Origin of the sequence: Streptomyces sp. NPDC048650 (genome assembly GCF_043199095.1) — a bacterium.
Taxonomy (GTDB): domain Bacteria; phylum Actinomycetota; class Actinomycetes; order Streptomycetales; family Streptomycetaceae; genus Streptomyces.
The window spans coordinates 373,199-399,248 of record NZ_JBICVM010000005.1 but is presented as its reverse complement, the minus strand read 5'-3'; the positions used below and the strand labels follow the sequence as shown (position 1 = coordinate 399,248).

Annotated in this window: 26 protein-coding genes and 1 pseudogene; 6 read left to right on the top strand and 21 right to left on the bottom strand. The window is 70.1% G+C overall.

What is annotated here, in order from left to right:
• Nucleotides 1–2: 2 nt before the first annotated feature.
• From ACGFML_RS17005 to ACGFML_RS16995, 3 genes are all read right to left on the bottom strand, one after another.
• Nucleotides 3–1,067, bottom strand: coding sequence for an ABC transporter substrate-binding protein (locus ACGFML_RS17005; RefSeq protein ID WP_393544407.1), 1,065 nt, complete (start codon nt 1,065–1,067; stop codon nt 3–5).
• Nucleotides 1,068–1,503: 436 nt separating this feature from the next.
• Nucleotides 1,504–1,587 carry a putative leader peptide gene (locus ACGFML_RS17000; protein WP_355790684.1) on the bottom strand — a complete coding sequence of 28 codons (84 nt, stop codon included), beginning with the start codon at nt 1,585–1,587 and terminating at the stop codon, nt 1,504–1,506.
• Between the two features lie 265 nt (nt 1,588–1,852).
• Nucleotides 1,853–2,413, bottom strand: coding sequence for a TetR/AcrR family transcriptional regulator (locus tag ACGFML_RS16995; RefSeq protein WP_393544405.1), 561 nt, complete (start codon nt 2,411–2,413; stop codon nt 1,853–1,855).
• A 95-nt stretch (nt 2,414–2,508) separates the two neighbouring features.
• Between ACGFML_RS16995 and ACGFML_RS16990 the strand changes: the two genes are divergently transcribed.
• A complete protein-coding gene (locus ACGFML_RS16990) occupies nt 2,509–3,111 on the top strand; it encodes a DUF2867 domain-containing protein (protein ID WP_393544403.1) in 603 nt (200 codons plus the stop codon).
• A gap of 132 nt (nt 3,112–3,243) precedes the next feature.
• Here the strand turns inward: ACGFML_RS16990 and ACGFML_RS16985 are convergent, their stop codons facing one another.
• Genes ACGFML_RS16985 through ACGFML_RS16975 form a run of 3 tightly spaced genes read right to left on the bottom strand, consistent with a single transcriptional unit; the run spans nt 3,244 to nt 4,914 of the window.
• Nucleotides 3,244–3,489 carry a hypothetical protein gene (locus ACGFML_RS16985; RefSeq protein ID WP_393544401.1) on the bottom strand — a complete coding sequence of 82 codons (246 nt, stop codon included), beginning with the start codon at nt 3,487–3,489 and terminating at the stop codon, nt 3,244–3,246.
• A gap of 8 nt (nt 3,490–3,497) precedes the next feature.
• Nucleotides 3,498–4,754 (bottom strand): MFS transporter, encoded by a 1,257-nt coding sequence (locus ACGFML_RS16980; RefSeq protein WP_393544399.1) that lies wholly within the window; start codon nt 4,752–4,754, stop codon nt 3,498–3,500.
• A complete protein-coding gene (locus ACGFML_RS16975; protein ID WP_393544397.1) occupies nt 4,735–4,914 on the bottom strand; it encodes a hypothetical protein in 180 nt (59 codons plus the stop codon). The genes ACGFML_RS16980 and ACGFML_RS16975 overlap by 20 nt, the downstream gene beginning before the upstream one ends.
• A 40-nt stretch (nt 4,915–4,954) precedes the next feature.
• Here ACGFML_RS16975 and ACGFML_RS16970 point away from each other — a divergent pair, with 40 nt between their 5' ends.
• Nucleotides 4,955–5,494 carry a MarR family winged helix-turn-helix transcriptional regulator gene (locus ACGFML_RS16970; protein ID WP_393544395.1) on the top strand — a complete coding sequence of 180 codons (540 nt, stop codon included), beginning with the start codon at nt 4,955–4,957 and terminating at the stop codon, nt 5,492–5,494.
• A 131-nt stretch (nt 5,495–5,625) separates the two neighbouring features.
• Here the strand turns inward: ACGFML_RS16970 and ACGFML_RS16965 are convergent, their stop codons facing one another.
• Nucleotides 5,626–6,534 carry a LysR substrate-binding domain-containing protein gene (locus ACGFML_RS16965; protein ID WP_393544394.1) on the bottom strand — a complete coding sequence of 303 codons (909 nt, stop codon included), beginning with the start codon at nt 6,532–6,534 and terminating at the stop codon, nt 5,626–5,628.
• Nucleotides 6,535–6,624: 90 nt separating this feature from the next.
• Here ACGFML_RS16965 and ACGFML_RS16960 point away from each other — a divergent pair, with 90 nt between their 5' ends.
• Nucleotides 6,625–7,965, top strand: coding sequence for an aspartate aminotransferase family protein (locus ACGFML_RS16960; RefSeq protein ID WP_393544392.1), 1,341 nt, complete (start codon nt 6,625–6,627; stop codon nt 7,963–7,965).
• A 150-nt stretch (nt 7,966–8,115) separates the two neighbouring features.
• A complete protein-coding gene (locus ACGFML_RS16955; protein ID WP_393544390.1) occupies nt 8,116–8,961 on the top strand; it encodes an NAD(P)H-binding protein in 846 nt (281 codons plus the stop codon).
• Nucleotides 8,962–9,141: 180 nt separating this feature from the next.
• Here ACGFML_RS16955 and ACGFML_RS16950 read toward each other — a convergent pair whose 3' ends face one another.
• Complete coding sequence (locus ACGFML_RS16950) at nt 9,142–10,401, bottom strand: sensor histidine kinase (RefSeq protein WP_393544388.1); 1,260 nt, start codon at nt 10,399–10,401, stop codon at nt 9,142–9,144.
• A gap of 433 nt (nt 10,402–10,834) precedes the next feature.
• Here ACGFML_RS16950 and ACGFML_RS16945 point away from each other — a divergent pair, with 433 nt between their 5' ends.
• A complete protein-coding gene (locus ACGFML_RS16945; RefSeq protein WP_393544693.1) occupies nt 10,835–11,017 on the top strand; it encodes a pentapeptide repeat-containing protein in 183 nt (60 codons plus the stop codon).
• Between the two features lie 19 nt (nt 11,018–11,036).
• Here the strand turns inward: ACGFML_RS16945 and ACGFML_RS16940 are convergent, their stop codons facing one another.
• From ACGFML_RS16940 to ACGFML_RS16885, 12 genes and pseudogenes are all read right to left on the bottom strand, one after another.
• Entirely contained in the window at nt 11,037–12,227 is a 1,191-nt protein-coding gene (locus tag ACGFML_RS16940; RefSeq protein WP_393544386.1) for a PP2C family protein-serine/threonine phosphatase, read from the bottom strand.
• Between the two features lie 161 nt (nt 12,228–12,388).
• Nucleotides 12,389–12,658 (bottom strand): annotated as a pseudogene (locus ACGFML_RS16935) (aldo/keto reductase); the annotation flags it as partial.
• Nucleotides 12,659–12,747: 89 nt separating this feature from the next.
• On the bottom strand, nt 12,748–13,596 hold the full coding sequence (locus ACGFML_RS16930; RefSeq protein ID WP_393544384.1) for a right-handed parallel beta-helix repeat-containing protein: 849 nt from the start codon (nt 13,594–13,596) through the stop codon (nt 12,748–12,750).
• Nucleotides 13,597–13,736: 140 nt separating this feature from the next.
• Entirely contained in the window at nt 13,737–14,513 is a 777-nt protein-coding gene (locus tag ACGFML_RS16925) for an FHA domain-containing protein (RefSeq protein ID WP_393544382.1), read from the bottom strand.
• Nucleotides 14,514–14,578: 65 nt separating this feature from the next.
• Nucleotides 14,579–16,558 (bottom strand): protein kinase, encoded by a 1,980-nt coding sequence (locus tag ACGFML_RS16920; protein WP_393544380.1) that lies wholly within the window; start codon nt 16,556–16,558, stop codon nt 14,579–14,581.
• Between the two features lie 174 nt (nt 16,559–16,732).
• Complete coding sequence (locus tag ACGFML_RS16915) at nt 16,733–17,584, bottom strand: ABC transporter ATP-binding protein (protein WP_393544378.1); 852 nt, start codon at nt 17,582–17,584, stop codon at nt 16,733–16,735.
• Entirely contained in the window at nt 17,577–18,548 is a 972-nt protein-coding gene (locus ACGFML_RS16910) for an ABC transporter ATP-binding protein (protein ID WP_393544376.1), read from the bottom strand. Before ACGFML_RS16910 ends, ACGFML_RS16915 begins: the two co-directional genes overlap by 8 nt.
• Nucleotides 18,548–19,432: an ABC transporter permease gene (locus ACGFML_RS16905; protein WP_393544374.1), complete on the bottom strand. Its 885-nt coding sequence runs from the start codon at nt 19,430–19,432 to the stop codon at nt 18,548–18,550. The genes ACGFML_RS16910 and ACGFML_RS16905 overlap by 1 nt, the downstream gene beginning before the upstream one ends.
• Nucleotides 19,429–20,379 (bottom strand): ABC transporter permease, encoded by a 951-nt coding sequence (locus tag ACGFML_RS16900; RefSeq protein WP_393544372.1) that lies wholly within the window; start codon nt 20,377–20,379, stop codon nt 19,429–19,431. The genes ACGFML_RS16905 and ACGFML_RS16900 overlap by 4 nt, the downstream gene beginning before the upstream one ends.
• Nucleotides 20,376–22,022, bottom strand: a complete 1,647-nt coding sequence (locus tag ACGFML_RS16895; protein WP_393544370.1) for an ABC transporter substrate-binding protein — start codon at nt 22,020–22,022, stop codon at nt 20,376–20,378. Before ACGFML_RS16895 ends, ACGFML_RS16900 begins: the two co-directional genes overlap by 4 nt.
• Nucleotides 22,023–22,152: 130 nt before the next feature.
• Complete coding sequence (locus tag ACGFML_RS16890) at nt 22,153–23,133, bottom strand: nitrilase-related carbon-nitrogen hydrolase (RefSeq protein WP_393544369.1); 981 nt, start codon at nt 23,131–23,133, stop codon at nt 22,153–22,155.
• Nucleotides 23,130–24,167, bottom strand: a complete 1,038-nt coding sequence (locus ACGFML_RS16885) for an agmatine/peptidylarginine deiminase (protein ID WP_393544367.1) — start codon at nt 24,165–24,167, stop codon at nt 23,130–23,132. Before ACGFML_RS16885 ends, ACGFML_RS16890 begins: the two co-directional genes overlap by 4 nt.
• A 160-nt stretch (nt 24,168–24,327) precedes the next feature.
• Here ACGFML_RS16885 and ACGFML_RS16880 point away from each other — a divergent pair, with 160 nt between their 5' ends.
• Nucleotides 24,328–24,918, top strand: coding sequence for a TetR/AcrR family transcriptional regulator (locus ACGFML_RS16880; RefSeq protein WP_393544365.1), 591 nt, complete (start codon nt 24,328–24,330; stop codon nt 24,916–24,918).
• Nucleotides 24,919–25,309: 391 nt separating this feature from the next.
• On the opposite strand, the gene ACGFML_RS16875 is transcribed toward ACGFML_RS16880, so the two are convergent.
• Nucleotides 25,310–25,987 (bottom strand): HdeD family acid-resistance protein, encoded by a 678-nt coding sequence (locus ACGFML_RS16875; protein WP_393544363.1) that lies wholly within the window; start codon nt 25,985–25,987, stop codon nt 25,310–25,312.
• Between the last annotated feature and the right edge of the window lie 63 nt (nt 25,988–26,050).

Below are 26,050 nucleotides of genomic sequence, written 5' to 3'. Positions count from 1 at the left end.
CGTCAGCTCCCCTTCCTGGAGGTCGACTTGGCCGCGGACGGTGTGTGCTTCCGGCTGTACGCGTTGAACTCGTTGGTGTAGAGATCCGACGCCTTGACCTGGCCCTTCTCGATGTCACCGCGTTTGCTGAGCCAGTCGATCCACAGCTGGAGCTCCTTGTCGGTGATGCGCCCGGCCGTCTCGGCGACGCCGAACGACTTCCAGTACTTCAGCGGGGCGGTGCCCTCGTTCCGGCCGCGCTTCTTGACGATCTCGACCTGCCGGGCGATGACCTCGTCGCGTGGTCTGGCACGGGCCCACTCGATGGCGCGGGCGACGCCCGTGACGAAGGTGCGCGCGGTGTCGGGGTTCTCCTTGAGGAACCGGTCGTTCACCACATAGGTGCCGGCGGAGAAGTCGCCGAGCAGCTGGTGGTCGGTGAACAGCGGCCTGATGCCGCCGGTCTGCAGGGCCTTGTCACGCAGGATGTCGCCGAGGACACCCACCTGGATCTGCTTCTGCCGCAGCGACTGCTCGGTGTTGACCGGGGGCACCACCAACGGCTCGACCTTCTTGAGGTCCGCCTGCGACAGGCCGTGGCGTTGCAGATAGATGTCGAGCATCGCCTCGGAGTGCGCACCGAGGGTGTTCATCCCGACCTTCTCGCCGATCAGGTCGCGGGCCGAGCGGATCGGGCTGTCCTTGAGGACGTAGAAGCCGTTGTAGGCGGCCTTGTCGACGCCGTAATAGCTGATGACCGCCGTGATGGGAGCCTTCCTCGCGGCGAGTTTGACGACCGCTCCGTTGAACGCGCCGCCGAAGTCGACCTGCCCGGTGGCCGCCGACTGGATGTCCTGCGGCCCACTGATCGTGTTGCCGACCCACTTCAGCTTCACGTCCTCCAGGAAGCCGAGGTCCTCGGCCAGTTCGGGCAGGATGACGGTCCCCGCCCAACCCTGGTATCGCAGGGTCTTGGCCTGATCCTTGGTTGCGCCGCCACCCCCGGAGCCGCAGCCGACCGCGACCGCCGAGAGGCCCAGCAGGGTGAGGAACTGTCGACGGCTCGATGGGGATATCAGCGTGCTCATGGAGGGGTCCTGTTCGAGTGGTGGGTGGAGCGCGGTCGGACGCGTACGGCGGGTGCCACGGACGCCGGATGAAGGGGTGGGGAAGGCGGATCGCGTGGACTGCGGGACTGCGGGACTGCGGGCGGCGGGCGGCGGGCGGCGGGCGGCGATGGCGATGACCGGTGCGTGGAGGTCGAGCGCGAGCGCAGCAATACGCGGCGTGCAAGAGCCGCAGTTCCTCTTACGGCGGGCGGAAAGATCACCCGAGGTGCGCAAACGGAAAGGACAATGCGCAGGGTGGGGCGGGACGAGCCCGGCTCGCGCACCGAATCCGGCGGATTCCAGGTGGGTGTGCGGCGAGATCACCGGGCTGTGGGGACATCCCGCGCCAGTGAGTGCGCCGGGGTCATGGGGCGCTCAGGAACTGACGCCGGTCGGCAGCTCTTGGGGGACAGCCCTAGCAGCCAGCGGCACAGATGGCACTGGCCTGGCGTCGCAGATCGACGTGCAGGCGTGCGGTGAAGTTCTCCGAGTGGCTCACACTCGGGAGGCTGGCAGTGAAAATCAGCCACGTCAATGACACGACGGCCGTTGCCGCAGTTTCTGATTCTCCCGCCACGCGCGCGCAGCATTTCGTTCACAATGGCGGCCGCGCGCGGCCTCCTGCGCCTCTCCCGGCACAGCGTCGCGACGGACGGACAGCACTCCGCCCGGTCGGCCTCGCAGCCGGCCGGCAGGGCGCGCGCAGCCCCCGCGCGAATGACGCCGAGTTCGGGTGAGAGTTCGGGTGAACGACGGTGAGGCTGCTACGCCAACAGTCGTTGGCTGATCAGTTCCATCACTTCCGCGCGGCTGCGCCTGCCGTTGTCGGCGGCGTTGAAGTGATTGCCGATGCGCACCGAGACGGCGAGCAGGCAGCGAACCTCGACCTCGTCCTCGTCGGGGCAGAAGGACGAGAAGAGGGAACGCAGGTAGTCCATACGACGGTTGTCGACGCGGCGCAGGCGCTCGGCGACGGCCGCGTCGCGCCGGGCCCAGTCGCGGATCGCCACGTCGGCGGTAGTGCCCCGCACCGGCCCGTCGGTGGCGGCGGCAACGATGGCGAACAGCCGCTCCAGCCGGGCCCTGGCGTCTCCCCCGCCGCTCTCGACCTGCTCGATCACACTCTCGGTCACCTCGTGCTCCCAGGTGTCGAGCATCTCGGTGAGCAGCGCGCCCCGGTTGCGGAAGTACCCGTAGAAGCCACCCTTGCTGACGCCGAGCGCCTGCGCCAACGCCTCGATCCGGACGGCATCCGGACCGCCCGCGACCAGTGCCCGCAGGCCTTCCTCGATCCACTTGCCGCGTGGCGTGCGGGTCGCGCCCATGGTGTGTGCCTCCTCACGTCGTACCGAGTATACGGCGGCGTATAGACGGGCCTATGCTCGATCTATACGCCACCGTATAGATATGGGGCCTGCTGATGCGACTTCCCCGAACCGCCCACACCGACCGCCCCTGGCGGATCCATGAGATCGCCGACGACTTCACGACCGAGGACGTATGGGCACTGCCCACCCCCGGCGGACCGGACGACCTGGTGTGGCTGGTGCGCCAGATCGCCGAGGGAATGAGGGGCGGGGTGCACGGCGAGGGTCTCGTCTCCCGCGTGCTGTTCACCGTCCGCTGGAAGCTCGGGGCGCTGCTCGGCTGGGACAAGCCCGATAGCGGTATCGGCACCCGGCGGCCTTCCCTTCGCGACCGGTTGCCGGCGGACCTTCGCGAGGGGCCCCAGGGCCCCGACCTCGGCTCGTCCGCGTTCACCTCCCTCTATGAGAGGGACGACGAGTGGGCCGCCGAGATGGCCAACAAGACCGTGCACGCGGTGATGCACATCGGCTGGGTCCCGGACGGAGCCGGCGGCCATCGCGGCCAGATGGCCGTCCTGGTGAAGCCGAACGGGCTGTTCGGCACCCTCTACATGGCCGCCATCAAGCCCTTCCGGTACATCGCGGTCTACCCGGCGCTGATGCGTTCCATCGGCCGCGAGTGGCGGGCGAACGCCGCCGGGCGGAGCGCGCACTGACCGGGCCCCGCAAACTGCCGCCGCCGCGCGGAGTTCGCCGGGCCGCTTACCGACCGCTTCCCATGGAGATCGTCGTGCCGTCGGGCAGTTGACGGTACGTCTGGGCGAGGTGTGTTCTCGGCCGCGTCGCGCTCAACCGCCGGTAGCCGCCCTCGTCCGCGCCGTCACTGTGATGCCGAAGAGGGCGAGGACGGTGACCACGGCGGCGAAGAGGGTGGCGGCGATGCGGAGCGAGGTGGCGGTGACGAGGAGACCGACGCCGACGGCAGGAAGGGCCAGGCCCAGGTAGACGGCGACGAAACAGCCGGAGACCAGTTCGCCGGCGCGGCCTGCCGGGGCCTGGGCCGCTACCAGGGCGAGGCCGGAGCGGAAGGCCACTACGGCCGTCAGGTCATGGCCTCCTGAGGAGCGGTGATGGTGGCTTCGCGGGTACTGACCACGTGCGTCGGCAGCATCCGCTCGACATACAGCAGGACCGCCGCGCCGGTCAGGACCATCAGCCCCAGGACCGTCCACAGTTGCCATTGCCCGGCGTCGAGCAGGAAGCCCAGCAGCAGGGGCGCGGCGGTGCGACAGACCGACCAGGACAGCTGATAGATCGACAGATACCGTCCCCGCAGGTGATCGGGGGCAGCCTGGACCGACAGGCCCTGCGAGGGTGCGGAGTGGACGAGCTCGCCGGCGGTGTAGAGGACCGCGACCGCCAGGACGGCGACGATGGCGTCGGCACCGCTGACGAGCCGGGGAAGGACCGCGAAGGCGGCGAAGGAGAGCGCAAAGATGACGGCGCCGAGCGCGGCCGCGCGGGTGCGCCTGCCGCGCCTGGTCAGGCGGGCGATGGGGACACCGAGCGCGGCGACCAGAACGGTATTGACCGCGAAGACGGCCCCGGCCAGGGAATCGGGCATGCCGACGTCGCGGGTGAGGAAGACCGGCAAGGCGATGGCCTGGGTGGTGTAGCCGAAAGCGATCAGGAAATTGGCAGCCGTGATGAGCAGGTAGGGCCGGTCGGCGAGCACCTGCCGGTACCCGTCCCGCGCCCCCTCCGGCCGCCTGTCGCCGCCGTGGACGGCCGAGATCCGGGCCACCAGCACCGCGGCGACGGCGAAGACCGTGGCCAGCACCACCGCGGCGCCGATGAAGCCGGCGTTGCCGTTCAACGCCAGCATGCCCGCCGCCGCCAGGCTGCCGCATCCCATGCCGGCGTTGCGCAGGCTACGGTCCCACGCCAGCAGCCGGTCACGCTCGACGCCTTCGGCGATCTCGCCGATGAGAGCCTGCTGGCTGGGCGAGGAGGCCCACATCCCCACCGCCACCACCAGGGCGATCGCCAGGAATGCGGGGTAGGAGTCGGCGAACGGATAGGCGGCGAATCCGACCGCCCGCAACGCGAGCACGGCGATGAGCACGCGTCGGCCGCCGAACCGGTCGATGAGGACGCCGGCGACGGGCATGAACGCCAGGGCGCAGAGCCCGGCGACGGTCAGGCCCGCGCCGATCGCCGTCAGCGACAGGCCGGTGAGCGAGTGGACGAACAGCATCGTCAGCGGCACGTAGATGCCGTCGCCGATCGAGCCGACCAGGCTTGCGGCGATGAGGCGGCGGCGGGTGCCGGCGCCCGTTTCAGCGGACGTCGAGCGCACCGCGTCCCCGCTTCGGTTCGGCGAACGTTCCCACCCCGGCAAGGGTCCGAGTGGCCCGGAACGGCCGGCTCGCGCCCTCGCCCTTCGGTATGGAGGTGAGGACGGGGTCGAAGTAGCAGACAACCGCCGCGGCGGCGCGAGGAGCATCGATATCTTCCATGGAAGGTAAATTATCATCCGCGGAAGATACAATGGAAGCCATGCAGCCCGACTCCATCGCCGCCATGGTCGAACAGTGGACACATGAGAGGCCCGATCTCGATGCGACACCGATGCTCGTCATCGGCCGCCTCTTCCGGCTCACCGACGCACTGGACCAGCGGCTACGCCCGCCCTTCGGCGCCGCAGACCTGGGAAGCGGCGACTTCGACGTGCTTGCGGCGCTACGACGTTCCGGGGCGCCCCACGCGCTGTCAGCGGGCGAGCTCAGCCGTACCGTCCTCGTCACCACCGGCGCGATCACCAAACGGGTCGATCGACTCGAAGCCCGTGGCCTGGTCGGCAGATCCGTAGCCGAGACCGATTCGCGCGGACGTCTCGTCACCCTCACCGCCGAGGGCGTCAAACTGACGGACGAGCTCATCGCCGTCCACCTGGACAACCAGCGTCGGCTTCTCGCCGGGCTCAGCGGGGATGAGCAGACCCAGCTTGCCGGCCTGCTCGAACGGCTCGGCTCCACGCTGGCCGTGGGCGATCGATCGCCCGCAGGCGAGGTCACGGGAAGCCACGGGAAAAAATAGACATACCGGGAAGTGGACATACCCGGGAAGTGGACATGCCTGCTCCCCATGAGCAGCTCCCACACACCCGCCGGGAACCACCACAGCGTGCGCTCCGGGATGTCGGTTCCCGGGAAGGCGACGGCCTCGGCCTATCCCTGACGACCCAGCAGCGGCAGGTCCGGATTGCGCCGCAGGGCGTCCAGCACGACGCGCACCGCCGCGCGCGGTGGTGAGCCGCGGCGCATCGCCGCCGTGATCGCGCGCGTCACGGGAGTCGCGAGTTCCCGGGTGGCGACGCGATAGCGGTCGTCGACCGCCAGGCCGGGCAGCAACGCGATCGACAGCCCGGCCTCGACGTGCTGCAGGGTCATCATGTAGTTGCTGAACCGGCACACCACCCGTGGCTCGAACCTCGATTGACGGCACAGCCGCAGCGCGAGATTCGCCATGTACGACTGGGGCATGTCGAACGCCCACGGCTCGTCCGCGTAGGCCGCGAGGTCCACGGCGCCACGCCCGGCCGCGGGATGCTCGGGCGGAACCACCAGCAGGATCGGGTCCGTGGTCAGCGGTACGAGGTCGAGGTCCGGCCCCAACGGCAGCTCGTCGAAGTCCGTGGTCGTGATGACGATGTCCGCGTCGCCGACCCGCAGCGCGGGCACGCTCTCGTGCGGCTCCAGCTCGAGCAGCTCTATCTCAAGGTGCGGATGCTCGCGCGCCAGCCGGGTCACCGCCGGCACGGCCATGGAGTGGATCGCGCTCTGGAACGCCCCCAGCCGCACCAGCCCGGCCGGTTCCTCGCCGAACCCGCGCAGCTCCACCTCGACGCTGTCCATGTGGTCGAGGATCGCCCGTGCCCGCCGCGCGAGGATCAGCCCGGCCGAGGTCAGCCGCACCCGGCGCCCCGTCCGTTCAAGGAGCTGTGTGCGCGTCTCGGCCTCGAGCACGGCGAGTTGCTGAGACACGCTCGACGGGCTCAGGTTGGCAGCTTGGGCAACTGCCCGGACGGTGCCCAGCGTGTCCAGCTGGCTCAGCAGCCGCAGTCTCCAGGGGTTCATCACGCCCCCATTGTTGTGCGGTTTTGCCGAACAGGACAGCCGGAATTGTGAGATGGACGTGTCGCTCGAGGGCGACCTAACGTCTGGGACATGGCTGCTTCGACCACCACCCCACCGTCCACCCCGCCGTCCACCCCGACCTTCTGGGCCGATGCCGAGAGGCATCTCGTACGCTACGGCGGCGAGTTCACCCGCGAGATCATCGACCGAGCGGCCGGGAGCTTCCTGTACACCGCGGACGGCCGGAAGATCCTCGACTTCACCTCCGGACAGATGAGCGCGATCCTCGGCCACTCGCACCCGGACATCGTCGCGACCGTCCAGCGACAGGTCGCGACCCTCGATCACCTCTACAGCGGCATGCTCAGCCGCCCGGTCGTCGACCTCGCCCGGCGGCTGGCCGACACGCTGCCCGCGCCGCTGGAGAAGGCCCTGCTGCTGACGACCGGCGCCGAGTCGAACGAGGCCGCAATCCGGATGGCCAAGCTCGTCACCGGCAGGCACGAGATCGTCTCGTTCGCACGGTCCTGGCACGGCATGACGCAGGCCGCCGCATCCGCCACCTACAGCGCGGGACGCAAGGGCTACGGCCCGGGCGCGCCCGGCAACTTCGCCATCCCGGTGCCGAACGCGTACCGGCCCGACTTCACCACCGCCGACGGCTCGTTGGACTGGCAACGCCAGCTGGACTTCGCCTTCGACCTGATCGACGCCCAGTCGACCGGCAGCCTGGCCGCGTGCCTCGTCGAACCGATCCTCAGCTCGGGCGGCATCATCGAGCCGCCGGTCGGGTATTTCGCGGCCCTGCAGGCCAAATGCCGGGAACGCGGCATGCTGCTGATCCTCGACGAGGCCCAGACCGGCCTCTGCCGCACCGGGGCCTGGTACGCGTTCGAACGCGACGGTGTCGTCCCCGACATCCTCACCCTGTCCAAGACGCTCGGTGCCGGACTGCCCCTCGCGGCCGTGGTCACCAGCGCCGAGATCGAGCAGGAGGCGCACGAGCGCGGGTTCCTGTTCTTCACCACACACGTCGCCGACCCACTGGTGGCAGCGGTCGGCAACACCGTCCTCGACGTCCTGATCGACAACAAACTCGACGAGCGCGCGCGCTCGCTCGGCGCGTTCCTCCGCCGCGGTCTCGCGGACATCGCCGACCGCCACGAGGTCGTCGGCGACATCCGCGGCCGGGGCCTGCTGGCCGGGCTCGAACTCGTCGTCGACCGCGAGACGAAGCAGAGCTCGGACGAACTGGGCGCGCGGGTCACCCGGCGCTGCCTCGAACTCGGCCTGCACATGAACATCGTCCAACTCCCCGGCATGGGCGGGGTCTTCCGGATAGCGCCGCCGCTGACCGCCACCGAAGACGAGCTTTCGCTCGGCTTGGCGATGTTGGATACGGCGATCGGCGACGCCTGTGCCGTCCGCTGATCACGCGGCCGGTGCCGCGAGGAGTTGGGGGATGTATGGGCATCCGCCGCCTCCGGATGGACGGACGGGCGAGCGGGTGAGCGGCTCGGCCTCGGAGCACCGGGGTCGGCCGGAAGGAATACTTCGAGCAGAGCCGAGGCTGAACTGATCATGAGTGAGATTCTTATAACGGGCGCGACCGGCAATGTCGGCAGACAGGTCGTTGCTCAGCTCCTGGCCACGGGCACCGCTGTGCGTGCATTGGTGCGTGAGCCCGCAACAGCCGGACTACCGGACGGAGTCCGGGTCGCCGGCGGGGACCTGTCCCGGCCGGACACGCTGGAGGGAGCGCTGAAGGGGGCCGACACGGTGTTCCTGATCTGGCCCTTCCTGACGACGGAGGGCGCGCCCGCCGTGCTCGAGGCGATCGCACGACATGCCCGCCGCATCGTCTATCTCTCCTCGTCAGGTGTGAACGACGACGCCGAACGCCAAACCGATCCGATCAACCAACTCCACGCCGACATGGAGCGCCTGATCGAAGGATCCGGCCTGGAGTGGACCATCCTGCGGTCGAACACCATCGCCTCCAATGGGCGAGGGTGGGCCCACCAGATCCGCACCACGCGCGCCGTTCGCGGTCCCGACATCGCCGCCACGGCGGTGATCCACGAGCGCGATATCGCGGCCGTGGCGGTACATGCGCTGACCGAGGACGGGCATGTGGGCGCCAAGCACGTCCTGACCGGTCCGCAGGTAGTGAGCAGAGCCGAGCAGGTACGTACGATCGGGGAAGCGATCGGCCGCCCGGTGACCTTCGAGAAGGTCCCCGTAGAGGTCGCACGACAGCAGATGCTCGCCGACGGCAGGCCGCCTGCTCTCGTCGAGGCGCTGCTGGCCAGCGCTGAAGAGCGGCCCCAATCGAACGTGATCACCACCACGGTGGAAGAGATCACCGGAACGCCGGCACACACGTTCCGCTCATGGGCGGAAGAGCATGCGGACGAGTTCCGCTAGGGCCTGTCGTTCAAGCCCCAGACCGAAACGGTCCTCGAACCGGGGTCGCCCACCTGGCCGTTCGCCGGGCGTGCGGGCGGCCTCGGCCTGATCGTGCGCTCCGCCCAAGGGCGCAGCCGACCAGGCCGAGGCCGCGACGGTCACGGGTGGATCGGCGTCCGGGCCGGGCTGTGGGGACGTTCACGACGCCGACCGTAGCGGTATCCGGACCAGGAGCCGCCAGCGCGCTCCCCCCGCGCCCCCGCCGTCGCCGCCGCCGATCTCCACAACCCCGGCGTGCGTCGTTCCCCCCAGCAGTCGCACCCGGTCCCCGATTCCCCGCACCCCCTGGCCTCCGGGCCGCCGGCGGGCAGGTGCCCCCGTCCCGACCGGATTGGTCAGCTCCACCTCCAGCCACCCGCCCCGCACCGTCGTCCGCAGCCGGATCTCGGCCCTCCCGCCGTGCCGCAGGGCATTGGTCAGCCCCTCCTGGACGACCCGGTACGCCTCCCGCGACACCATGGCCGGCACCCGGGCCAGGTCGCCGTCAACCTCCACCGCCACCTCCGCGCCCGCTCCACGGACTCCCGCCACCAGCGGGCCGAGGTCCGCGAGGGTCGGCCGGGGCGCTGTGGACGGCCGCTCCTCCCGCAGCATCCCAAGAACGTGATCGAGATCGTCCATGGCGGCCCGCGACGTCTCCTCAATGCTGTTCAGGGCGCGCCTGGCGCCCGCCGGGTCACTGCCCATCAGCTCCACCGCCACGGCCGCCTGGATCGTGGACGCCGTCAGGGTGTGGCCGATCGAGTCGTGCAGCTCCTGCGCCAGCCGGTTCCGCTGCGCCAGCAGGTTCATCCGCGCCTCGACGGCGGCAAGCCGCTCGCCGGGCCGGTGGCCGAGGAGCACCGACGCGAGCGGTCGAAGCACGGCCGCGCCACCGAGTGTGACCCCGGCGGCCAGCGCCAGACATCCCACGGCCGGCAGCAACGCCCACATCCCCCGCCAGCCCTCCCCGATCCGCAGGGACAGCCCGAAGAAGGCCATGCGCTCCTCACCGCCCCACCAGGCGGCGGGAAACACGACGGCTCCGAACACGGCCAAGCACGAGAACGCCGTCACCACCCCGCCGAGCACCATGTGCGGCATCAGCCACACCGCCGTGCGCAGCCGGTTGACCCAGCGCGACCCCCGCGTGTCCACGGGCGCGGGCAGACCGGCCCCCAGCAGCCCGTTGGCCAGCCGCACACTCGCGCGCCTGGCCGTCAGAGGAACCCCCATGGCCACGGTCACCACGGCGAACGCGAGCACGAAGCCCAGCACACGGAGCCACACCGGCCACCTCGGCGGCGCGAACAGCAGCGCCGCCGTCAGCGGCGGCAGGCTCAAGGCCGCGCCCAAGGCCGCGTGCACCCAGTTCCGGAACACAGTGCCGCGCGAAAGCGGGCGAATTGATATGCGCACGGTCGGACCGTACCTCGGCACCGTCCGCGGTCGCCTCCCCCAAAAGCGCCAGAACGCATCCCGAGAAATGGGGAACCTCAATTCGTTCCGCATGGCGATACGAATTCCTGCCGCCGCATGTGCGGGCTGGGAGCCCGCAGGAGAAACAGGGTGAAGGGAAAACCCCACCCATGGGAGCCGCCGCCCGAACGCGGGTACCAGAAATTCACACGACGATAGGCGAACGCTCGTGCTCGCCGACCATTCAAAACCCGTCATCCGTTGAGGCATGACGGTCTTTCTCACATGCCCAGACGGAAAGCGCCGTAAGGGTTGACGCTCGACCGGGGCGACCCGGAAGAGCGCTGTCGGCCCGCGCCGGTCCTCGTCCGAGAGCTTTCTTCGCCCACGCCGGTTCGGTGAGGACCCGTTGAAGCACCAGGGCGTTGCTGTGATGTGTGGTCGCGTTGGGGCCGCCGTCGCCGTGACCCTCGGCGCTGTGGTCGGCGTGGCGCTTCCCGCCGCGGAGTTCACGAACGCGGTATTTACGAACGCGGTGTGCACGAACGCGGTGTTCACCAAAGCAGTGTTCACCAAAGCGCCAAGGCGGATCGCCTGGCGGAACACGGGTGGGTGATGAGGGGATGTCTGCCCGGCTACGAAGGAGGGCGCCATTCGAGCAACAGGATGGTGGCGTCGTCGTTCATCTTGCCGTCCTGGTGGTCCAGGATCGAGTGGATCAACTGCCGCAACGCCTCGGCGGCGAGCTCGCCGGCAGCGGTGGCGCGAATGATCGATTCGGAGAAGCCGGCCAGCCCGAACCGTGCACCACCGGCCATGCGGGCCTCCGTCACCCCGTCGGTGTAGAAAAGGACCCGGTCCCGCGGCTCCAACGCCACCTCGTGGACCGCGCGGTCTGTACCGGCAAGCTCGGCCGGTATCCCCATCGGCGGTTCACCCGGACGTTCCAGCGCCGCCTCCAGGACCTGATGATCACGGATGAGAAGCGGAGGCGGATGACCACAGTTGCACCAGGTCAGCACGCCGCTGGCCAGGTCCAACTGGGCAGCGATCCCGGTACAGAACTGGTCGGGCAGCCAGGTGGCGAGTACGTCGTCCACGGTCTTGACGAGTTCGGGGAGCGTGGCACCCATCCGACGGGCACTTCGGCACCCGGCCATGGCGATGGCCGTGGTCATTCCCGACGCGAGGTTGTGCCCCATCGCGTCGAGGATCACCGCGTGGAGTGTCGATTCCGTCAGGGAGTGGTCGAAGGAGTCGCCTCCGAGCTCGTAGGCGGGCTCCAGAACGGCCGTCGAGACTGCGTGATCGCTGCCGATGGTGCGCGGCGGCAGGAGCGCGCGCACCATTTCCGCAGGCAGGGTCATCGGCTCGGTGCGGGCCTTCTGGGCGAAGCGGTCGCTGGTTGCACGTTTGGAGGAGATCGCCATGGCGAGAACGGCCGCCAGGGTCCGGCAGCGGCGCAGTCGGAGGCTGTCCATGGAGTCCACCTGAATCCCGAGCACTCCCAGCCGTTCCAAGGCGTCCACGAGCGGAAGCCAGATGACCAGAGTGCCGGTGGTGGTCTCCTCGACCCGCAGCGAGAGGGTGCGGTAGGCCCAGCCGGCCAACGAGGAGTCGACCGGGAGCTGCTCCCCGTCGGCAAACGGCGTCAGTCGTCGCTGCTGGAGGTCGACCAGATAGATGTCCACCCGCTGCAGGCCCAGCTTGGTGGCGTACGCGTTGACCAGCTCGGTCAGCTTTGTCGGCGCGATGGTGTGAATTTCCGCCAGGAACTCCTGGAGAAGGTCCTCGCCCTCACCGGTCGTAGGGCCCACATCCGCCACGCGTCACCTCCCGCTCGACCGCCGGCGGCGGCAGCCACCCGCCTCCAGCCAACTGCTCTCGCAGGGGCCCGCGCCATTCGAAGCCGCCATCCGGCGCAAGACCCGGGTGCGGGGTTCTCGCTCCCCAACGGACCGCACCGCCCGTTCCTGCACCGGGGACTGTTGGAGGCGCCGATGGATTTGGCCCGCCCGGAGCGGTAGATCTCCTCCATGGCCTTCCGGGTCTCCACGAAGTCCCCCTCGTCGGGCAGGGGCCAGTGGATGAGGAAGAGGTCCAGGTATTCCAGGCCCAGTTCCGCCATGGTGTGGTCGAACGCTTCGAGGGCGTCGTCGTGCGCGTGGGCGCCGTTGTTCAGTTTGCTGGTCACGAAGACGTCGGCACGGTCGAGACCGGAGTCCCGGACCGCCTGGCCGACCCCCTTCTTGTTGCCGACCTATCTCCATTCCCTCTTGGCTGCATTCACTCACTCTCTCCACCCGGCGGAGCCGGCTGGGGGGTGTCGTCACCCCGGATGCCTGCTCAGGGGGCTCCGCCGGGTTCCGGTCCCGCGTAGCCCGGTCGTGAGGAGGAGTCGATGCCGACCTCGTACGCGATGTGCGGGCTCACCTTGTTGCCGCCGATGTGGGCGCCGGTCGAGCCGATGGCGAGGCCGATGGCGTGGTGCGGTCCGGCGGGGAAGGTGTTGCCGGTGATGGTGGCGTTCCGCACGTCCTCGAACATCAGGGCCTGGGAGGCCTTGCGCGCCGCGCAGTAGTTGTCCCGGATGGTGAAGTCGGAGGTGACGCCGTGGCCGTTGCCCTCGCCGTCATTGGGGCCCTCGGCCATCAGGCACATGTTGTCGATGTCCTCGCAGCGGTTGCCCTCGATCAGGACCCGTCGGCTGGGCGGGGTGTCGTCGGCGAAGGTCTGCATGCAGTCGGCGTGGCCGTAACGGTTCGACGTTCCGCTGATGGTGTTGCGCTGGATCTTCAGGTCGTCGCCGAAGAAGCGCAGGCCGTCGCCGTCACCGCCGTGCGGACGGCGGACGGTGTTGTCCCGCACGGTGATGTCGTGTCCGGTGATCTCGATGCCCGGGGCTTTTGGCCTGTCGACCCGATAGCCCTCCACGACGACATGGTCGGCCTCGACGGTGATGTCGCCGACGGTGCGGCCGCCTCCTCGGTAGACGGCCGGGTGCTCGGCGGTACCGCCCTCGGTGATCACCAGCCGGGGGGCGGCGCCTTCCTGGGCGGCGGAGGCCGCGGACGTGGCGGGCAGCGCCGGGGACGGGGCGATCACGACGGCGAGAGCCACGAGCAGCGCGACGCCGGTGAGAGCGAGCCGTCCGCGAGTCCCCCGCCGGGCGGGAGCGTGATGGTGAGTCGTCATGGCGCGTGACACTAGGCGCCTTCCCGGGGAGGGGTCCCGAGCCCGGTCGTCGGGCTGACGTGGCCTCGGAGACCGTAGGAAACCGTAGGAGATCGCGGGCGGGAGCGGGGCGACGGGCATGCCCACTGCGTGGACGTACGTCAGATGGCGTCGATCAGTGCCAGGTCCGTCGGGACGAGCGTGGTCGACGTCAGCAGGGCCCGGATCAGGTGGTCGTTGAGGGCGTTGCCGACCGGTTCGCCGACCTCCTCCCGGGTCAGCCACGGCTCACCGTCGCGGGACAGCCGGGTGCGCACCCCGTTGACCATGTGCTCGACGCGCTTCTCCCGCCAGCCCTCCGTCGGCCGCAACTCGGCGAGTTGGGCGGCCGTCTGCTTCCACGTCAGCGGCTGCGGCCGGGGCTCGTGCAGCAGATAACGCCGGCCGAGGACGACGAGGGCAAGCTTCTCCGGCTCGGTGAGCACCCATACGCGGGGCGGGCGGGTGACATCGCCGTGCAGCGGCACCGGGCGTACGCCCTCGGGGCCGCTGACGAACACCTCCATCAGGTGCTCGCGCCCGCGCGAGCCCCGAACGAACAACGGCGTGTACCCGGCGTCGAGCGGCAACGGCTCCTCGCCCCGGAACAGCAGCCGGCCGCCGGCGCACCGGATCGGCAGCCGCCCGGCGTTGCTCACCCACCACTGGCCGCCACGGTGGGTGAGCGTGCCCTGGTGGCGGCTGACCTGGGCGTCGTCCTCGCCCAGACAGACGTGCGTCCGGGGCCTGTTGCGGCCGAACAGGATCTCGCGGCCGTCCCCGGGCCCCAGCGTCATGCCCCCGGTCAGGGCGAGCGCGAAGACCGTGCCCGGCACGGGCGCGCAGACGCCGCGGGCGAGGCTGCCGTGGCCGGCGGGCAGCACCCGTCCGTCGGCCACGGGCCGCCCGGCCCGCCCCGAAGCCCCAGCCGACCCCGTCGATCCTGCTGAGGTTCCCCGTACCGTCACTTCCCCTTCCGACCCTTCGGACCCTTCAGGTCCCTCAGGTCCTTCGTGATGTTCTTCGTGGCCGCGGTCGCGAGCGTCTTGGCCGCGCCGCACAGCCGGCCGGTCGACTGCGGCCCGTGCACGGTCACCATCAGGTGCTCGACGGTCTGGTCCCCGAGGGAGTTCGTGTAGGAGCGGTGCGGCGTCCGTACGACGCAGTCGTCGTCGCCGGACTCCCGCGGCGACACGTAACTCCTGCGCCCCGCCACGACGGTCGGATCTCCGTCGTCCTCCAGAGTGTTGTCCCTGCTGAACACCAGCTCCGCCCCCGTGTCGCCGTCCGGGCTGCTCCAACCGCAACCCCAGTCACCGAAGTAGGGGTCGGGATCGCGCGGGTCGATGCCCGGCAGCCGTTCGAATGCGGCGGCGTCCAGCAGGTCGCAGGCGTCGAGCCGGGCCAGGGACGTCGCGGCGGGCTCCGCACTGCGCCGGGGGACGGCGCCCCGGTCCAGTACGCCCACGGCGTGATCGGTGGCCGCGTCGGCCAGCCGGCACGGGTCGGGGGACGGGGACTCGTACCGCTCTCCGACGAGCACGATCTGCTTGCGGTCGGCGGTCGCGATGACGCGTTCGCAGTCGTCCCCGTCGCGCTGCATCGTCCCGACCGTGACGTTGCCGACCCGCCTGGTGGGCACGTCGTCCCCGAAGTCGGCCGGGTCGTTGTCGAGGTTCACCTGGACACCGGCCACTTCGTCCCCGCTCCTGCTCTTCACCAGGACGTCGCAGCGGTCGAACCGCCCGTAGTCCGGGTCCCGTTCGGTGTCTCCGAAACGGCTCAGGGAGGGTGCGTCGAGGAGTGCGCAGGGGTCGGCCGTACGGGCGGCGCCGATGGTGCCCGCCTCCCCCGGGCCCGAAACCGGGGTCGACGTCGAGGGCCTGGCATCGGTCCTGCCCTGCCCGTTCTTGCCGGTCGCGCTCTTCCTGCCGCCGTTGTCGTCGCCGGGGAGGAGGACGAGGAGGCCCGTCGTGAGCGCCGCCACCGCGATGAGCGCCACCGCCGCGAGAGTCAGGGGCCGGCGCCGACGGCGCAGGTGCCGCGGCAGTCGTAACGTCAGGGGATCGAGCGCCCGCGACCGGGTGCGGCCGTCGTGCAGCATCTCCCGGACGTGCGGGGGTGGCGGCACGGTGCGCGTCAGCAGCTTGTGCGCCTCGGCGGCGTTGGGACGGCGCCGGGGCTCGGTCGCGAGGAGCGCGGTCAGCGGGGCGGCGAGCCGGCCCGCGTGCTCCGCCGACTCGATGTGCCCCTCCATCGCCCGCGCCAGGTAGGCCATGGGGTGCTCGACCTCTCCGTACGGGGACCGGCCCTCGACCGCTGCGAACAGGGACGCGCCCAGCGAGAACACGTCGGCCTTCTCGTCGCCGGGCCCGCCCTTGGCCACCTCCGGCGCCAGGTACTTCGGCTTTCCCCACACAGTGCCCGTCATGGTGTGTGTCTGCGTGGTGTCGCTCCACAGGGCGCGGGCGATCCCGAAGTCCATCAGCCGGGCGACGCCCTCCTCGGTGACGAGGACGTTCTCCGGCGTGACGTCGCCGTGCACCACCCCCTCGGCGTGGGACCTGGCCAGTGCCGCCGCGATCTGGCAGCCGACCGACCCGGCGTCCTCGGGCGTCAACGGGCCGCGCTCCGCGACCAGTTGGGCGAGGCTGCGCGAGGGGACGTACTCCATGACGATCCAGCAGGCGGTCTCCTCCTCGACGAAGTCGAAGACGGGCACGATGTTCGGATGGTGCAGCCGCGCGGCGTACTGCGCCTCCTTCTTGAGCCGCTTCGCGGCCTCGCCGTCGTCGGGGCGCGCGCACTTGACCGCAACGCGCCGCTTCAGCGTCTCGTCCCAGGCCCGCCAGACGACGCCCATCCCGCCTTGGCCGATGGGTTCCTCCAAGAGGTACCGCTCAGCGATCTTGTCCCCGGCCTCCGGCGTCACCAGCACCGCCACTCCAAGTCCCCTCGGTCCACACGTGGTTGCGGACAGTGACGGAGTGTACCGACCCCCGAGGCGGCGCACAGCGCTTCGGGCGGACTGCCCAGGGACCCCTCGGTGGGCCCCAAGGCGCCAGGTACCGGCAGCGGGCCCGACGCCCGAGGCAGTCCCCCGTAAGGCCGTGCTCCCTCACACGTCGTGGAACGGCTGCTCGCCGGTCTGCGCGTCCGCTGTGGTGCGGATGGCGGCGCGCGGGTCCCAGCCCGGCCGGGGGACGCAGCGCAGCAGTACGCGTGTGTAGGGGTGCGTCGGGTTGCTGAGGACCGTGTCGGTCGGACCGTGTTCGACGGTGCGGCCGGCCCTCATGACGAGGAGGTCATCGGTCACCGCTCGGACGACTCCCAGGTCGTGGGTGATGAAGATGTAGGAGATGCCGGTGTGTGCGCGGATGTCGGCGAGGAGGTTGAGGACCTGCGCTTGTACGGAGACGTCGAGGGCGGCGACGGCCTCGTCCAGGACGAGGACCGTGGGGTCGACCGCGAGTGCGCGGGCGATGGCGACGCGCTGGCGTTGCCCGCCTGAGAGTTCGCGGGGTCGGGCGTCGGCATCGCGGCTGCTGAGCTGGACCTGGTCGAGGAGTTCGGTGATGCGCTGCGGCCGGTTGATGTCGGGGTAGTGCAGGCGCAGGGTTTCGTTGAGTACGTCATGGGTGGTCAGACGGGGGTCCAGGCTGTGCATCGGGTCCTGGAAGACGATCTGGACCTGGCGTGCGCGGGCCAGTCGGTGTGCCTTGCGGCGGCTGGTGGTGCGGGGGCTGCCGTCGATGGTGATGGTGCCCCTGGTCGGGGTCTCGAGGCCGGTGATCATGCGGGCTGTGGTGGTCTTGCCGGAGCCTGATTCGCCGACGATGCCCAGTGAGCCGCCTGCGGGGACCGTGAAGGAGACGTTGTCCACGGCCGTAAAGGCTCCGAAGTGTTTGGTGAGGCCGCGTACGTGGAGCAGTGCGGGTGAGCGGTCCGAGGGCTGGGTGTCGTCAGGCATGGAGGTCCAGTTCGGCGCTGTGGTGGCAGGCGACGGGGTCGGCGGGCGGGGCCTGGCGGGTGCAGATGTCGGTGCGGTGGGGGCAGCGGGGGGCGAAGGCGCAGCCGTGCAGAGGGGTGTGGAGGTCGGGTGGGCTGCCGGGGATGGGGGTGAGGCGCCCGGCTCTGGTGTTCAGGCGCGGTGTGGCGTGCAGGAGGGCCGCGGTGTAGGGATGGCGCGGGTTGCCGAACAGCTCTTGGGGGGTGCCGCTCTCCACGATGCGGCCGGCGTACAGAACGCAGATGCGGTCACTGATGGCGGCGGCGAGGTCGAGGTCGTGGGTGATGAACAGCAGGCCGGTGCGGAAGCGTTCCCGTAGGTCGCTCAGGAGCACGATGATCTCCGCCTGCGTGGTGGTGTCGAGCGCTGTCGTGGGCTCGTCCGCCAGGAGGAGTTGCGGGTTGGGCATGAGGGCTGCGGCGATCGCGACGCGTTGGAGCATGCCGCCGGACAGTTCGTGCGGGTACTGCTTCAGGACGCGGGGCGGCAGGTGGACGGCTTCGCACAGTTCGCGGGCGCGGGTGTGGGGATCGCCGTCGTACGGCGGGCGGGCGTGGCGGGCGGGTTCGGTGAGGAAGTCGCCGATGCGGTGCAGCGGGTTGATGGCGGCCTTGGGGTCCTGGAAGACCATGGATGCGGTGTGGGTTCGAAGGGAGTGGAGCCGGTCGGAGGTGGCGGTGAGGACCGGCTGTCCGGCGACGGTGACGGTTCCGCTGGTTCGCGCCCGGGGTGGCAGGAGGCCCACGGCGCTGCGAGCGGTCAGGGATTTGCCGGAGCCTGATTCGCCGACGATGGAGAGGGTCTCACCGGCCGCCACGGTGAGGGTGACGCCGTTGAGGACGGGGCGGGACTGGTGGGGCAGGTGCACGGTGAGTGCGTCGATGTGGAGGACCGTGGAGCCGTGGCCGGTGGGCGGGTTGGGCATCAGGGCCTCCTGGCCACGGTGTCGGCGATGCGTTCGCTGACGACGTTGAAGGTCACCACGGTGAGGACGATGGCGAGGCAGGGGATCGCGGCCGACAGGGGGCGCCCGTCGAGGATGGCGGACTGGCCTTCGTTGACCATCGTTCCCCAGTCGGGCTCGAGCGGCGGGGTGCCCAGTCCGAGGTAGGAGAGGGACGCCAGATCCAGGAGGGCGTAGCCGAAGTTGACGGCGGACTGGGCCAGGACCACGGGGGCGATGTTGGGCAGGAGGTGGCGCAGGCACACCCACCAGCCGGAGAAGCCCTGGAGGGTGTAGGCGGAGAGGTAGGGCTTGTTCATCTCGCTGAGGGCCAGGGACCGGGCGAGGCGGCTGACGTAGGGAATGTAGGCGACGGACAGGGCCAGGACGGGTGCGACCGGTCCGCGCCCGTACAGGGCGACCAGGAGCATGGCCAGCAGGAGCCCGGGGAAGGCCAGGACGAGTTCGCTGCTTCGGGAGAGGAGGGTGTCCACGATGCCGCCGCGCCACGCGGCGGTGACGCCGACGAGCAGGCCCGCGACGGTGGACAGGACCACCACGCACAGGGGGCCGAGCAGTGAGATGCGGGCGCCGAGCAGCAGACGCGAGAGGGTGTCGCGTCCGGTGATGTCGCCACCGAGGAGCCGTTGGGGCGAGGGGTCGGCGAGTGCGGTGGAGAAGTCGATGCTGTTGGGGTCGTGCGGCGAGATCCAGGGTGCCAGGACCGCGGCGAGTACCAGCAGGGCCAGACAGGACAGGCACAGGGTGAACAGCACGTTGTTGCGGGTGGTGAGGCGACGCAGCAGGGGGCGTCGGCGCACCGCCGGTTCGTGCGGCCCGGCGGCCGGTGCCGTCCGGGTGCTCATGCGGTGTTCCTTGCGCCGAGCGTCGTGCGGGGGTCGACCAGGGGGTGGAGCAGGTCGATCAGGGCGTTGACGCTGATGAACAGGGCGATGATGAGCAGGGAGATGGCCTGCAGGACGGGAAAGTCCTTGACGGTGACGGCTTTGGCGAGAAGGTCGCCCAGGCCGCCGAGGCCGAAGGCGTACTCGACCAGCACGGTGGACACGACGAGGTTGGCGACCGCGAGTCCGCTCTGGGTGAGAATGACCCCCAGGGAGCCTCGCAGCAGGTGCCGGCGAATGATGACGCGTTCGGGTACGCCGCGGGCGCGGGCCACGGTGGTGTGGTCGAGTTGGGCCTGCTCGAGGATGCTGGCGCGGGTGACGGTCGACAGCACACCGATGAACGGAAGCGCCAGGGCGATCGCCGGCAGGGTCAGGTGCCACAGAGTGCCGGTGCAGCCGTCTCCGCTGCCCAGGGCCGGGAACCAGCCCAACTGTACCGAGAACACGGACAGCAGGGCGATGCCCGCGATGAACGAGGGGGTGGCCACCGCGGTCGAGGTGGCGACGGTCACCGCGGTGTCGGTGTGTCCGCCGCGCACGGCGCCCAGGGTTCCCAGCGCGATACCGACGAGGAACACGAGCACGGTGGACAGGGCCAGCAGTTCGAGGGTGACGGGCAGTCGTGCGGTGATCAGCGAGAGGACGTCCGACCGGTATTGGACGGAGATGCCGAGGTCACCGTGGAGTGTGCCGGTCAGCCAGTGCCAGTACTGCGACCAGAAGGGAGCATCGAGGTGGTAGCGCTCCCGGGTGGCGGCCAGGGCTTCCGGGCCGGCGCCGCGGCCGCCGAGCAGGAAGGTCTCCGGGCGGCCCGGAGCGATCTGCACGGAGGCGAAGATCAGGAAGGATGCGGCCAGCAGGGTCACCGCCAGTTCGACGAGACGGCGTGTCAGGAACCGGATCATGGCCGTGCCCTTCGTGCGTGAGCAGCGCCGATGTCCGCCGCCCAGGGGTAGTAGAGGTAGGCGATCGTGGTGGGGGCGCCGGTGATCCGCTTGTTCAGGAAGACGCTGTTGGGGAGGTCGGCCACGGGGATGACGGGCAGCTGCCGATCGGCGACGCGCTCGAGTTCCGCGGTGAGTTCGCGGCGCTCGGCCAGGGAGTCCCGGGCCGATGCCGCGTCGGCGAGTCTGTCGTAGGCCGGGGAGGAGAAGTCTCCGTAATTGGCGAACTCCCCGGTGCGCGCGGTGGTGTAGAAGTCGAGGGGATCGTTGATCGACTGGTAGTAGGTGTAGGGGAACAGGTCGAGGCCCTTGCGTGCCTGTGCGTCGCTGAACAGGGAGGTGTAGGCGTCCGGGGCGATCGTCTTGAGGTCGACGTCGAGTCCGATGCGCGTCCCGGCGTCCTGGACGGCGGTGGCCAGCTGCGACACGTCAGGGCCGACGGGGCTGGTCGCGATGGTGATCTTCTTGCCGGTGGCGTGGGCCTCCCGGATGAGCCGGCGTGCTGTGGGGAGGTCCCGTTGTGTGGAGGGCCGGCTGTGTCGGCTCCTGGCCTCGGGCAGTCCGCGCCAGGCGGCGGAGGTGACGAGTGAGGTGCTGGGGGTGGCGGAGTTGCGCATGGCGACGCGAGCGAACCCGGCGCGGTCCAGAGCCAGCGACAGGGCGCGTCGCACCCGCACGTCGCGCAGCGTGCCGTGGAGGTCGGTGACGGCGAGGTTGACGGTCGTCAGCCCTTCACCGAAGTAGACCTGTCCCTCGTCGCTCGCTCTCAGCCGCGCCAGGGACTCGGGCGGGGGCTGGAAGGTCCCGTCGACTTCACCGGTGAGCAGCGCGTTGGTCCGGGCCGTTGCGTCGGACAGGAAGGAGAACGTGATGCCCGTGTTCCTGGCCGCCCGGCCCCAGTAGCCGTCGAAGCGGGACAGCCGGATGGAGCTGCCGCGTGACCAGCGGGACAGGGTGTAGGGGCCGGTGCAGTTCAGCGAGCCGTCGGCGGTGCCGAACCGGTTCTTCTCGGCGCGCAGGGTGCGGGCGCTGGCCACTGTGCCCGCGCTGTTGGCCATGGCCTGCGGGAACAGCGCGTCGGGTTCCTTGAGTGTGACCGTGACCTGCAGTGGTCCGGTCTTGCGGATGGAGCGGACCTTGCGGAAGTCCTCGGCCCAGTAGGAGCCGGTCTCCTTGTCCATGTGCCGGCGCAGGGAGTGGACCGCGTCATCGGCGGTCATCACCCCGCCGTGCTGGAACCGTACGCCGCTGCGCAGGTCGTAGACCCAGGTGAGGGCGTCGGGGTGGCGGGCTGTGCGTGCCAGGCCCGGTTCCGTGCGCAGCGAGGGGGTGAGCCGCATGAGGCTCTCGCAGACGTTGGACAGGATGGTGTTCTGCGGGTAGTCGAAGGCGTAGACGTAGTCCAGGACGGGCGGTTCGGCGTAGAGCGCCCACCGGATGTCTCCGGTGTCGGCCTGTGCCGGCGGTGTCGTGGCAGACAGCCGGGGTGGCGCGTCGGCGCTCAGCGGGCGGCCGCAGCCGGCGAGCAGCAGGAGGACCGCGGTGGCGGCCGCGACGTGGTGGACGAGGCGAACGCGGGGCAGGTAGCGCAGGAGTGGAGGCATCTGGGCTCCAGCGTGATGGGGGGAGCGTCTGGGGGGCGGGCCTGCACTGGTGCACCGCAGGGGCCGGGAAGCGAGCCGGGGACTCCTGCTCCTCTCGCACAGCAGGAGCCCCCTGGCGCGTGAGGTCAGGTCACGCCGTGGCCGGACGGGTGAGCTCGCCGTAGAGCTCGGGGCGGCGCGTGGCGATCAGTCCGAAGTCCAGCCAGTCGCGCCGTTGATCGAGATCCAGGTCGGCGACCAGGACAGCGCGCCGGGTCCGTGGCGCGCGGAGCATCACACGTCCGTAGGGGTCGGAGATGAACGACGAGCCGTAGAAGGCCGAGACTCCCTCCTGGCCCGTGCGGTTGGGCACGACCATGAACAGGGCGTTGGCCAGGCCGTTGCCGCTGATCGCCTGCTCCCACATCGGGCGGGTGTCGAAGTCGGGGAGGTCGATCTCGGACCCGATGGCCGTGGGGTGCAACAGCACGTCCGCACCGCGCAGCGCGTAGGTGCGGGCCAGTTCGGGAAACCATTCGTCCCAGCAGGTCGGGAACCCGAACCGGGCGCCTTCGATCCGAGTGACCGGGAAGTCACTGTCACCGGGTCGGAAGCAGAGGTCCTCACGGTAGCCGGGGAAGGCGGGGATGTGGTTCTTGCGGGTGCGTGCGACGAGCCGTCCGCTGGGGTCGGTGCACACGGCGGTGTTGTAGCCCAGACCGCCGTCGGCCGCCCGCTCGTACAGGGACCCTGAGACGTGGACGCCGAGCTCGGTCGACAACTGGGACATGAGCTGCACGGTGGGCCCCGACTCCACCTCCTCCTGCCAGCGGGCGGCCCCCTGGCCCATGGGGTCGTCGACGTTGCAGAAGTAGGGCGAGCGCGTCAGCTCGGGCAGCGCCACGAGTTGGGCACCCTGCGCGGCCGCGGTCCGCACACCGGCGCTCAGCGCCCGGTCGTGTGCCGCCGCATCGCTGTGCCACGCCATCTGCACCAGGCCGACGCGCAGCATTCCGCGCTCCGGCTCCCGTGTGCGCATGGGTGAGCCGAGGGGCGAGCCGAACGAGGTCAGCAGGTCGTAGCCGCCGTAAGTGCCTTGGGTGGCGTGGGTGGCGTGGGTGGCGTGGGTCATCGTGTCTCCCGCGGGATCTGCTGCGTGATGCAGTGCACGCCACCGCCGCCGAACGCGAGAGTGGGCGCCACCACAGGAACCACCTTGCGCTCGGGCATGGCCTTGGCCAGCACGCGCACGGCCTCCTCGTCCTGGGCCTCGCCGGCGACGGGAACGACACAACCGCCGTTGGCCAGATAGAAGTTGAGGTATCCGACCTCGACGCGCTCGCCGTCGGCGTCGCTGTAGCCCGTCTGTGGCAGCACCACGATGTCCAGCGACCGGCCCTTGGCATCACGGGTCGCTTCCAGGACGGCCAGGTTGGCCCGCATCCGCGCGTGGTCGGGATGCTCCGGATCATCCGGCAGGCTGACCACCACACGGCCGGGCGCGATATAGGCGGCCACCCCGTCGACGTGCCCGTCGGTCTCGGTGTCCTCAAGCCCTCCGTAGGGCAGCCAGATCACCTTCTCGACGCCGAGCGTGCGGGCGAGCTCGGCCTCGATACCCGCACGGTCCCACTGAGGGTTGCGATTGGGATGCAGCAGGCACTGCTCGGTGGTGATGAGCGTGCCCTCGCCGTCGACGGTGATCGCACCGCCCTCCAGCACCATGCCCGAGTGCAGCCGCTCGACACCGAGTCGGTCCAGAACGCGCGCCGCCAGCTTGTCGTCCGCGTCGTAGGGCCAGTGCTTGCCGCCCCAGGCGTTGAACCGGAAGTCGACGCCGAGCCGGCGTCCCGCGGAGTCGAAGACGAAGATCGGCCCGCTGTCCCGGGTCCACGAGTCGTCCAGCGGAAGCTCGACGACCTCGATCTCCTGCGCCGTCTCCCCCTGCGCGAAGAGCTGCTGCACCGCATCGGCGGTCCCCGGCGCGGCCACGATCAGGACCGGCTCGAACTCCGCGACGGCCCTGGCCACCGCCGCGTACTCCCGCTGCGCGGCCGCCAGCTGCCGGCCCCACAGCTCGCTGCGGTAGGGCCAGGCCATCAGACAGCCCTCGTGCTCGGCCCACTCCCCTGGCATGCGCACATCGCGCAGCGCCTGTGCAGTCATCGCGCACTCCTCTCGCAGGCCACCGCAGTGGCCGAAAACCGATACGTGCCCGCACAGAATGCTCCTGACTGAAATTTCAGTCAAGATGTTGGGCGTCGCAAGGATCAGTCGCTCGGTGAGTGAGAATGAGCCTGCCGACCGTCAGAGAGAGAGGCCCGGGGTGTCAGACCGCCAGCGGACGATTCTGGAAGCAGCCGTACGGACCATCGCCCGTAACGGCGTCCGCGGACTGCGGGTCGAGGAAGTGGCAGCCGAGGCCGGCGTCTCCACATCGCTGCTGTACTACCACTTCAAGGACCGCGCCGGACTCGTGCACCGGACGCTGGAGTTCATCAACGAGCGCACCGGAGACTCCACCGACCCCAGCGGCGCATCCGACCAGAGCCCCCGCGGCATGATCGAGCACCAGCTGCTGATGGAGCTCCAGGACACCCCGGCCGCCCGCGAGGACTCCACGGCATGGGGGGAGCTCCGCGCTGCCGCTGTCTTCGAGCCCGGCCTGCAACAGACCCTGGCCGATTCGACACAGGTATGGGTCGACGAGGTCGACGAGGCCATCCAAGCCGCACAGCAGGCACAGGAAGCCAGCCGGGACATAGACCCCCGGGCCGCCGCCGAGCGCCTCACCTCCCTCATCGAGGGCCTCAGCGAACGCTGGCTCAGCGGCTCCCTCACCCAGGAGCGAGCCGTCTTCCTGCTACGCGGAGCCATCGACGCAGAGCTGGGCCCGCCCCCGTCCCGCCTCCCTTGAACAGCTGCACACGTCGGCGCACACGGAATCGGCCGGGAAAGGGGCGTACTTGGACCTCCGGGCCGACGGACGGCCTGTGCGTCGTCTCCTGCAACAACCTCGGCGCGTACCAGAAGTGGCACTACGACGACGACTACGACTGCACCGCGCTACGACTGCGCCGCGCTACGGCACGTGGCAACGAAGCTGTGCCTCGCGCGGGACTCCAACCGGCCGCGTCTCCAACCCGACGGGCACCGGGGGTGGTTCCCCACGCTGGGTGGTCCGCTACGCCCAGAAGAGGTGAGGTGGGAGCCGACGTCGTGGGTCGGCTCCCACCTCGAGTACGACGGGTCGGCTGACCGCCGGCCCCTTGAACCACGCGCTGTCTGAGTGGCCGCGCGCCCCGTCATCAGTGCTGGGGATGGGGGCGGGAGTGGAACATGGGCCGCCGCTTGGTGGCGGTGCCGTGGGTGAGGCGACCGACTTCGACGCGCATCTTGATGGCGTGGAAGACCTCGACAGCGCCCACGACGATGGCCATGATGCCCACCACCAAGGTCAGCGCGGCGATCGAGCTGAACGGCGACACGATCAGCACGATGCCTGCCAGAGCGGTGACGATCCCCGAGAAGAGCTGCCAGCCGCGCGCCGGGATGTCCTCGGCGGAGACCGCCGTGGCAGTCACCATGATGCCGCGCAGCAGCCAGCCGAAGCCGATCCACAGGGCCAGCAGCAGGATCGATTCCAGGGTGCCCCGGAAGCAGACCAGGCCCAGCAGGATGAAGAGCGCGCCCGCGACGAAATGCAACACCCGCAGATGCCGAGGGACGTGCGTGCCGAAGGCACCCGCCAGTTGAAAGACACCGGTGACCAGCAGGTAGATACCGAAGAGCACGCCGACGACCCGCAAGGTCTGGCTGGGCCAGACCAGGACGACGACACCCAGGGCGATCGCAGCCAGGCCCATGGTGAGCAGGAACTGCCAGCCCATGTTCGCCAGGGTGCCCAGCCGCCCGGCCGGGGAGGGATCTCGTGGTTCGGTGCCGTGCGGAGGGCCGGTACCTGAGGAATCGGAGGGGTATGTCATCCGTCTGCCTCCTCCAGGAAGTGCACGGTCAGGTGGGTCCGGTTCCATCGTCACCCGCCTGGC

Bases quoted from the DNA above. Each gene is read 5' to 3' on its own strand.
- ACGFML_RS17005 (WP_393544407.1), bottom strand. From the start codon at position 1,067: ATGAGCACGCTGATATCCCCATCGAGCCGTCGACAGTTCCTCACCCTG.
- ACGFML_RS16995 (WP_393544405.1), bottom strand. From the start codon at position 2,413: ATGGGCGCGACCCGCACGCCACGCGGCAAGTGGATCGAGGAAGGCCTG.
- ACGFML_RS16990 (WP_393544403.1), top strand. From the start codon at position 2,509: ATGCGACTTCCCCGAACCGCCCACACCGACCGCCCCTGGCGGATCCAT.
- ACGFML_RS16975 (WP_393544397.1), bottom strand. From the start codon at position 4,914: ATGGAAGATATCGATGCTCCTCGCGCCGCCGCGGCGGTTGTCTGCTAC.
- ACGFML_RS16970 (WP_393544395.1), top strand. From the start codon at position 4,955: ATGCAGCCCGACTCCATCGCCGCCATGGTCGAACAGTGGACACATGAG.
- ACGFML_RS16965 (WP_393544394.1), bottom strand. From the start codon at position 6,534: ATGAACCCCTGGAGACTGCGGCTGCTGAGCCAGCTGGACACGCTGGGC.
- ACGFML_RS16960 (WP_393544392.1), top strand. From the start codon at position 6,625: ATGGCTGCTTCGACCACCACCCCACCGTCCACCCCGCCGTCCACCCCG.
- ACGFML_RS16955 (WP_393544390.1), top strand. From the start codon at position 8,116: ATGAGTGAGATTCTTATAACGGGCGCGACCGGCAATGTCGGCAGACAG.
- ACGFML_RS16945 (WP_393544693.1), top strand. From the start codon at position 10,835: ATGTGTGGTCGCGTTGGGGCCGCCGTCGCCGTGACCCTCGGCGCTGTG.
- ACGFML_RS16930 (WP_393544384.1), bottom strand. From the start codon at position 13,596: ATGACGACTCACCATCACGCTCCCGCCCGGCGGGGGACTCGCGGACGG.
- ACGFML_RS16915 (WP_393544378.1), bottom strand. From the start codon at position 17,584: ATGCCTGACGACACCCAGCCCTCGGACCGCTCACCCGCACTGCTCCAC.
- ACGFML_RS16910 (WP_393544376.1), bottom strand. From the start codon at position 18,548: ATGCCCAACCCGCCCACCGGCCACGGCTCCACGGTCCTCCACATCGAC.
- ACGFML_RS16905 (WP_393544374.1), bottom strand. From the start codon at position 19,432: ATGAGCACCCGGACGGCACCGGCCGCCGGGCCGCACGAACCGGCGGTG.
- ACGFML_RS16900 (WP_393544372.1), bottom strand. From the start codon at position 20,379: ATGATCCGGTTCCTGACACGCCGTCTCGTCGAACTGGCGGTGACCCTG.
- ACGFML_RS16895 (WP_393544370.1), bottom strand. From the start codon at position 22,022: ATGCCTCCACTCCTGCGCTACCTGCCCCGCGTTCGCCTCGTCCACCAC.
- ACGFML_RS16890 (WP_393544369.1), bottom strand. From the start codon at position 23,133: ATGACCCACGCCACCCACGCCACCCACGCCACCCAAGGCACTTACGGC.
- ACGFML_RS16885 (WP_393544367.1), bottom strand. From the start codon at position 24,167: ATGACTGCACAGGCGCTGCGCGATGTGCGCATGCCAGGGGAGTGGGCC.
- ACGFML_RS16875 (WP_393544363.1), bottom strand. From the start codon at position 25,987: ATGACATACCCCTCCGATTCCTCAGGTACCGGCCCTCCGCACGGCACC.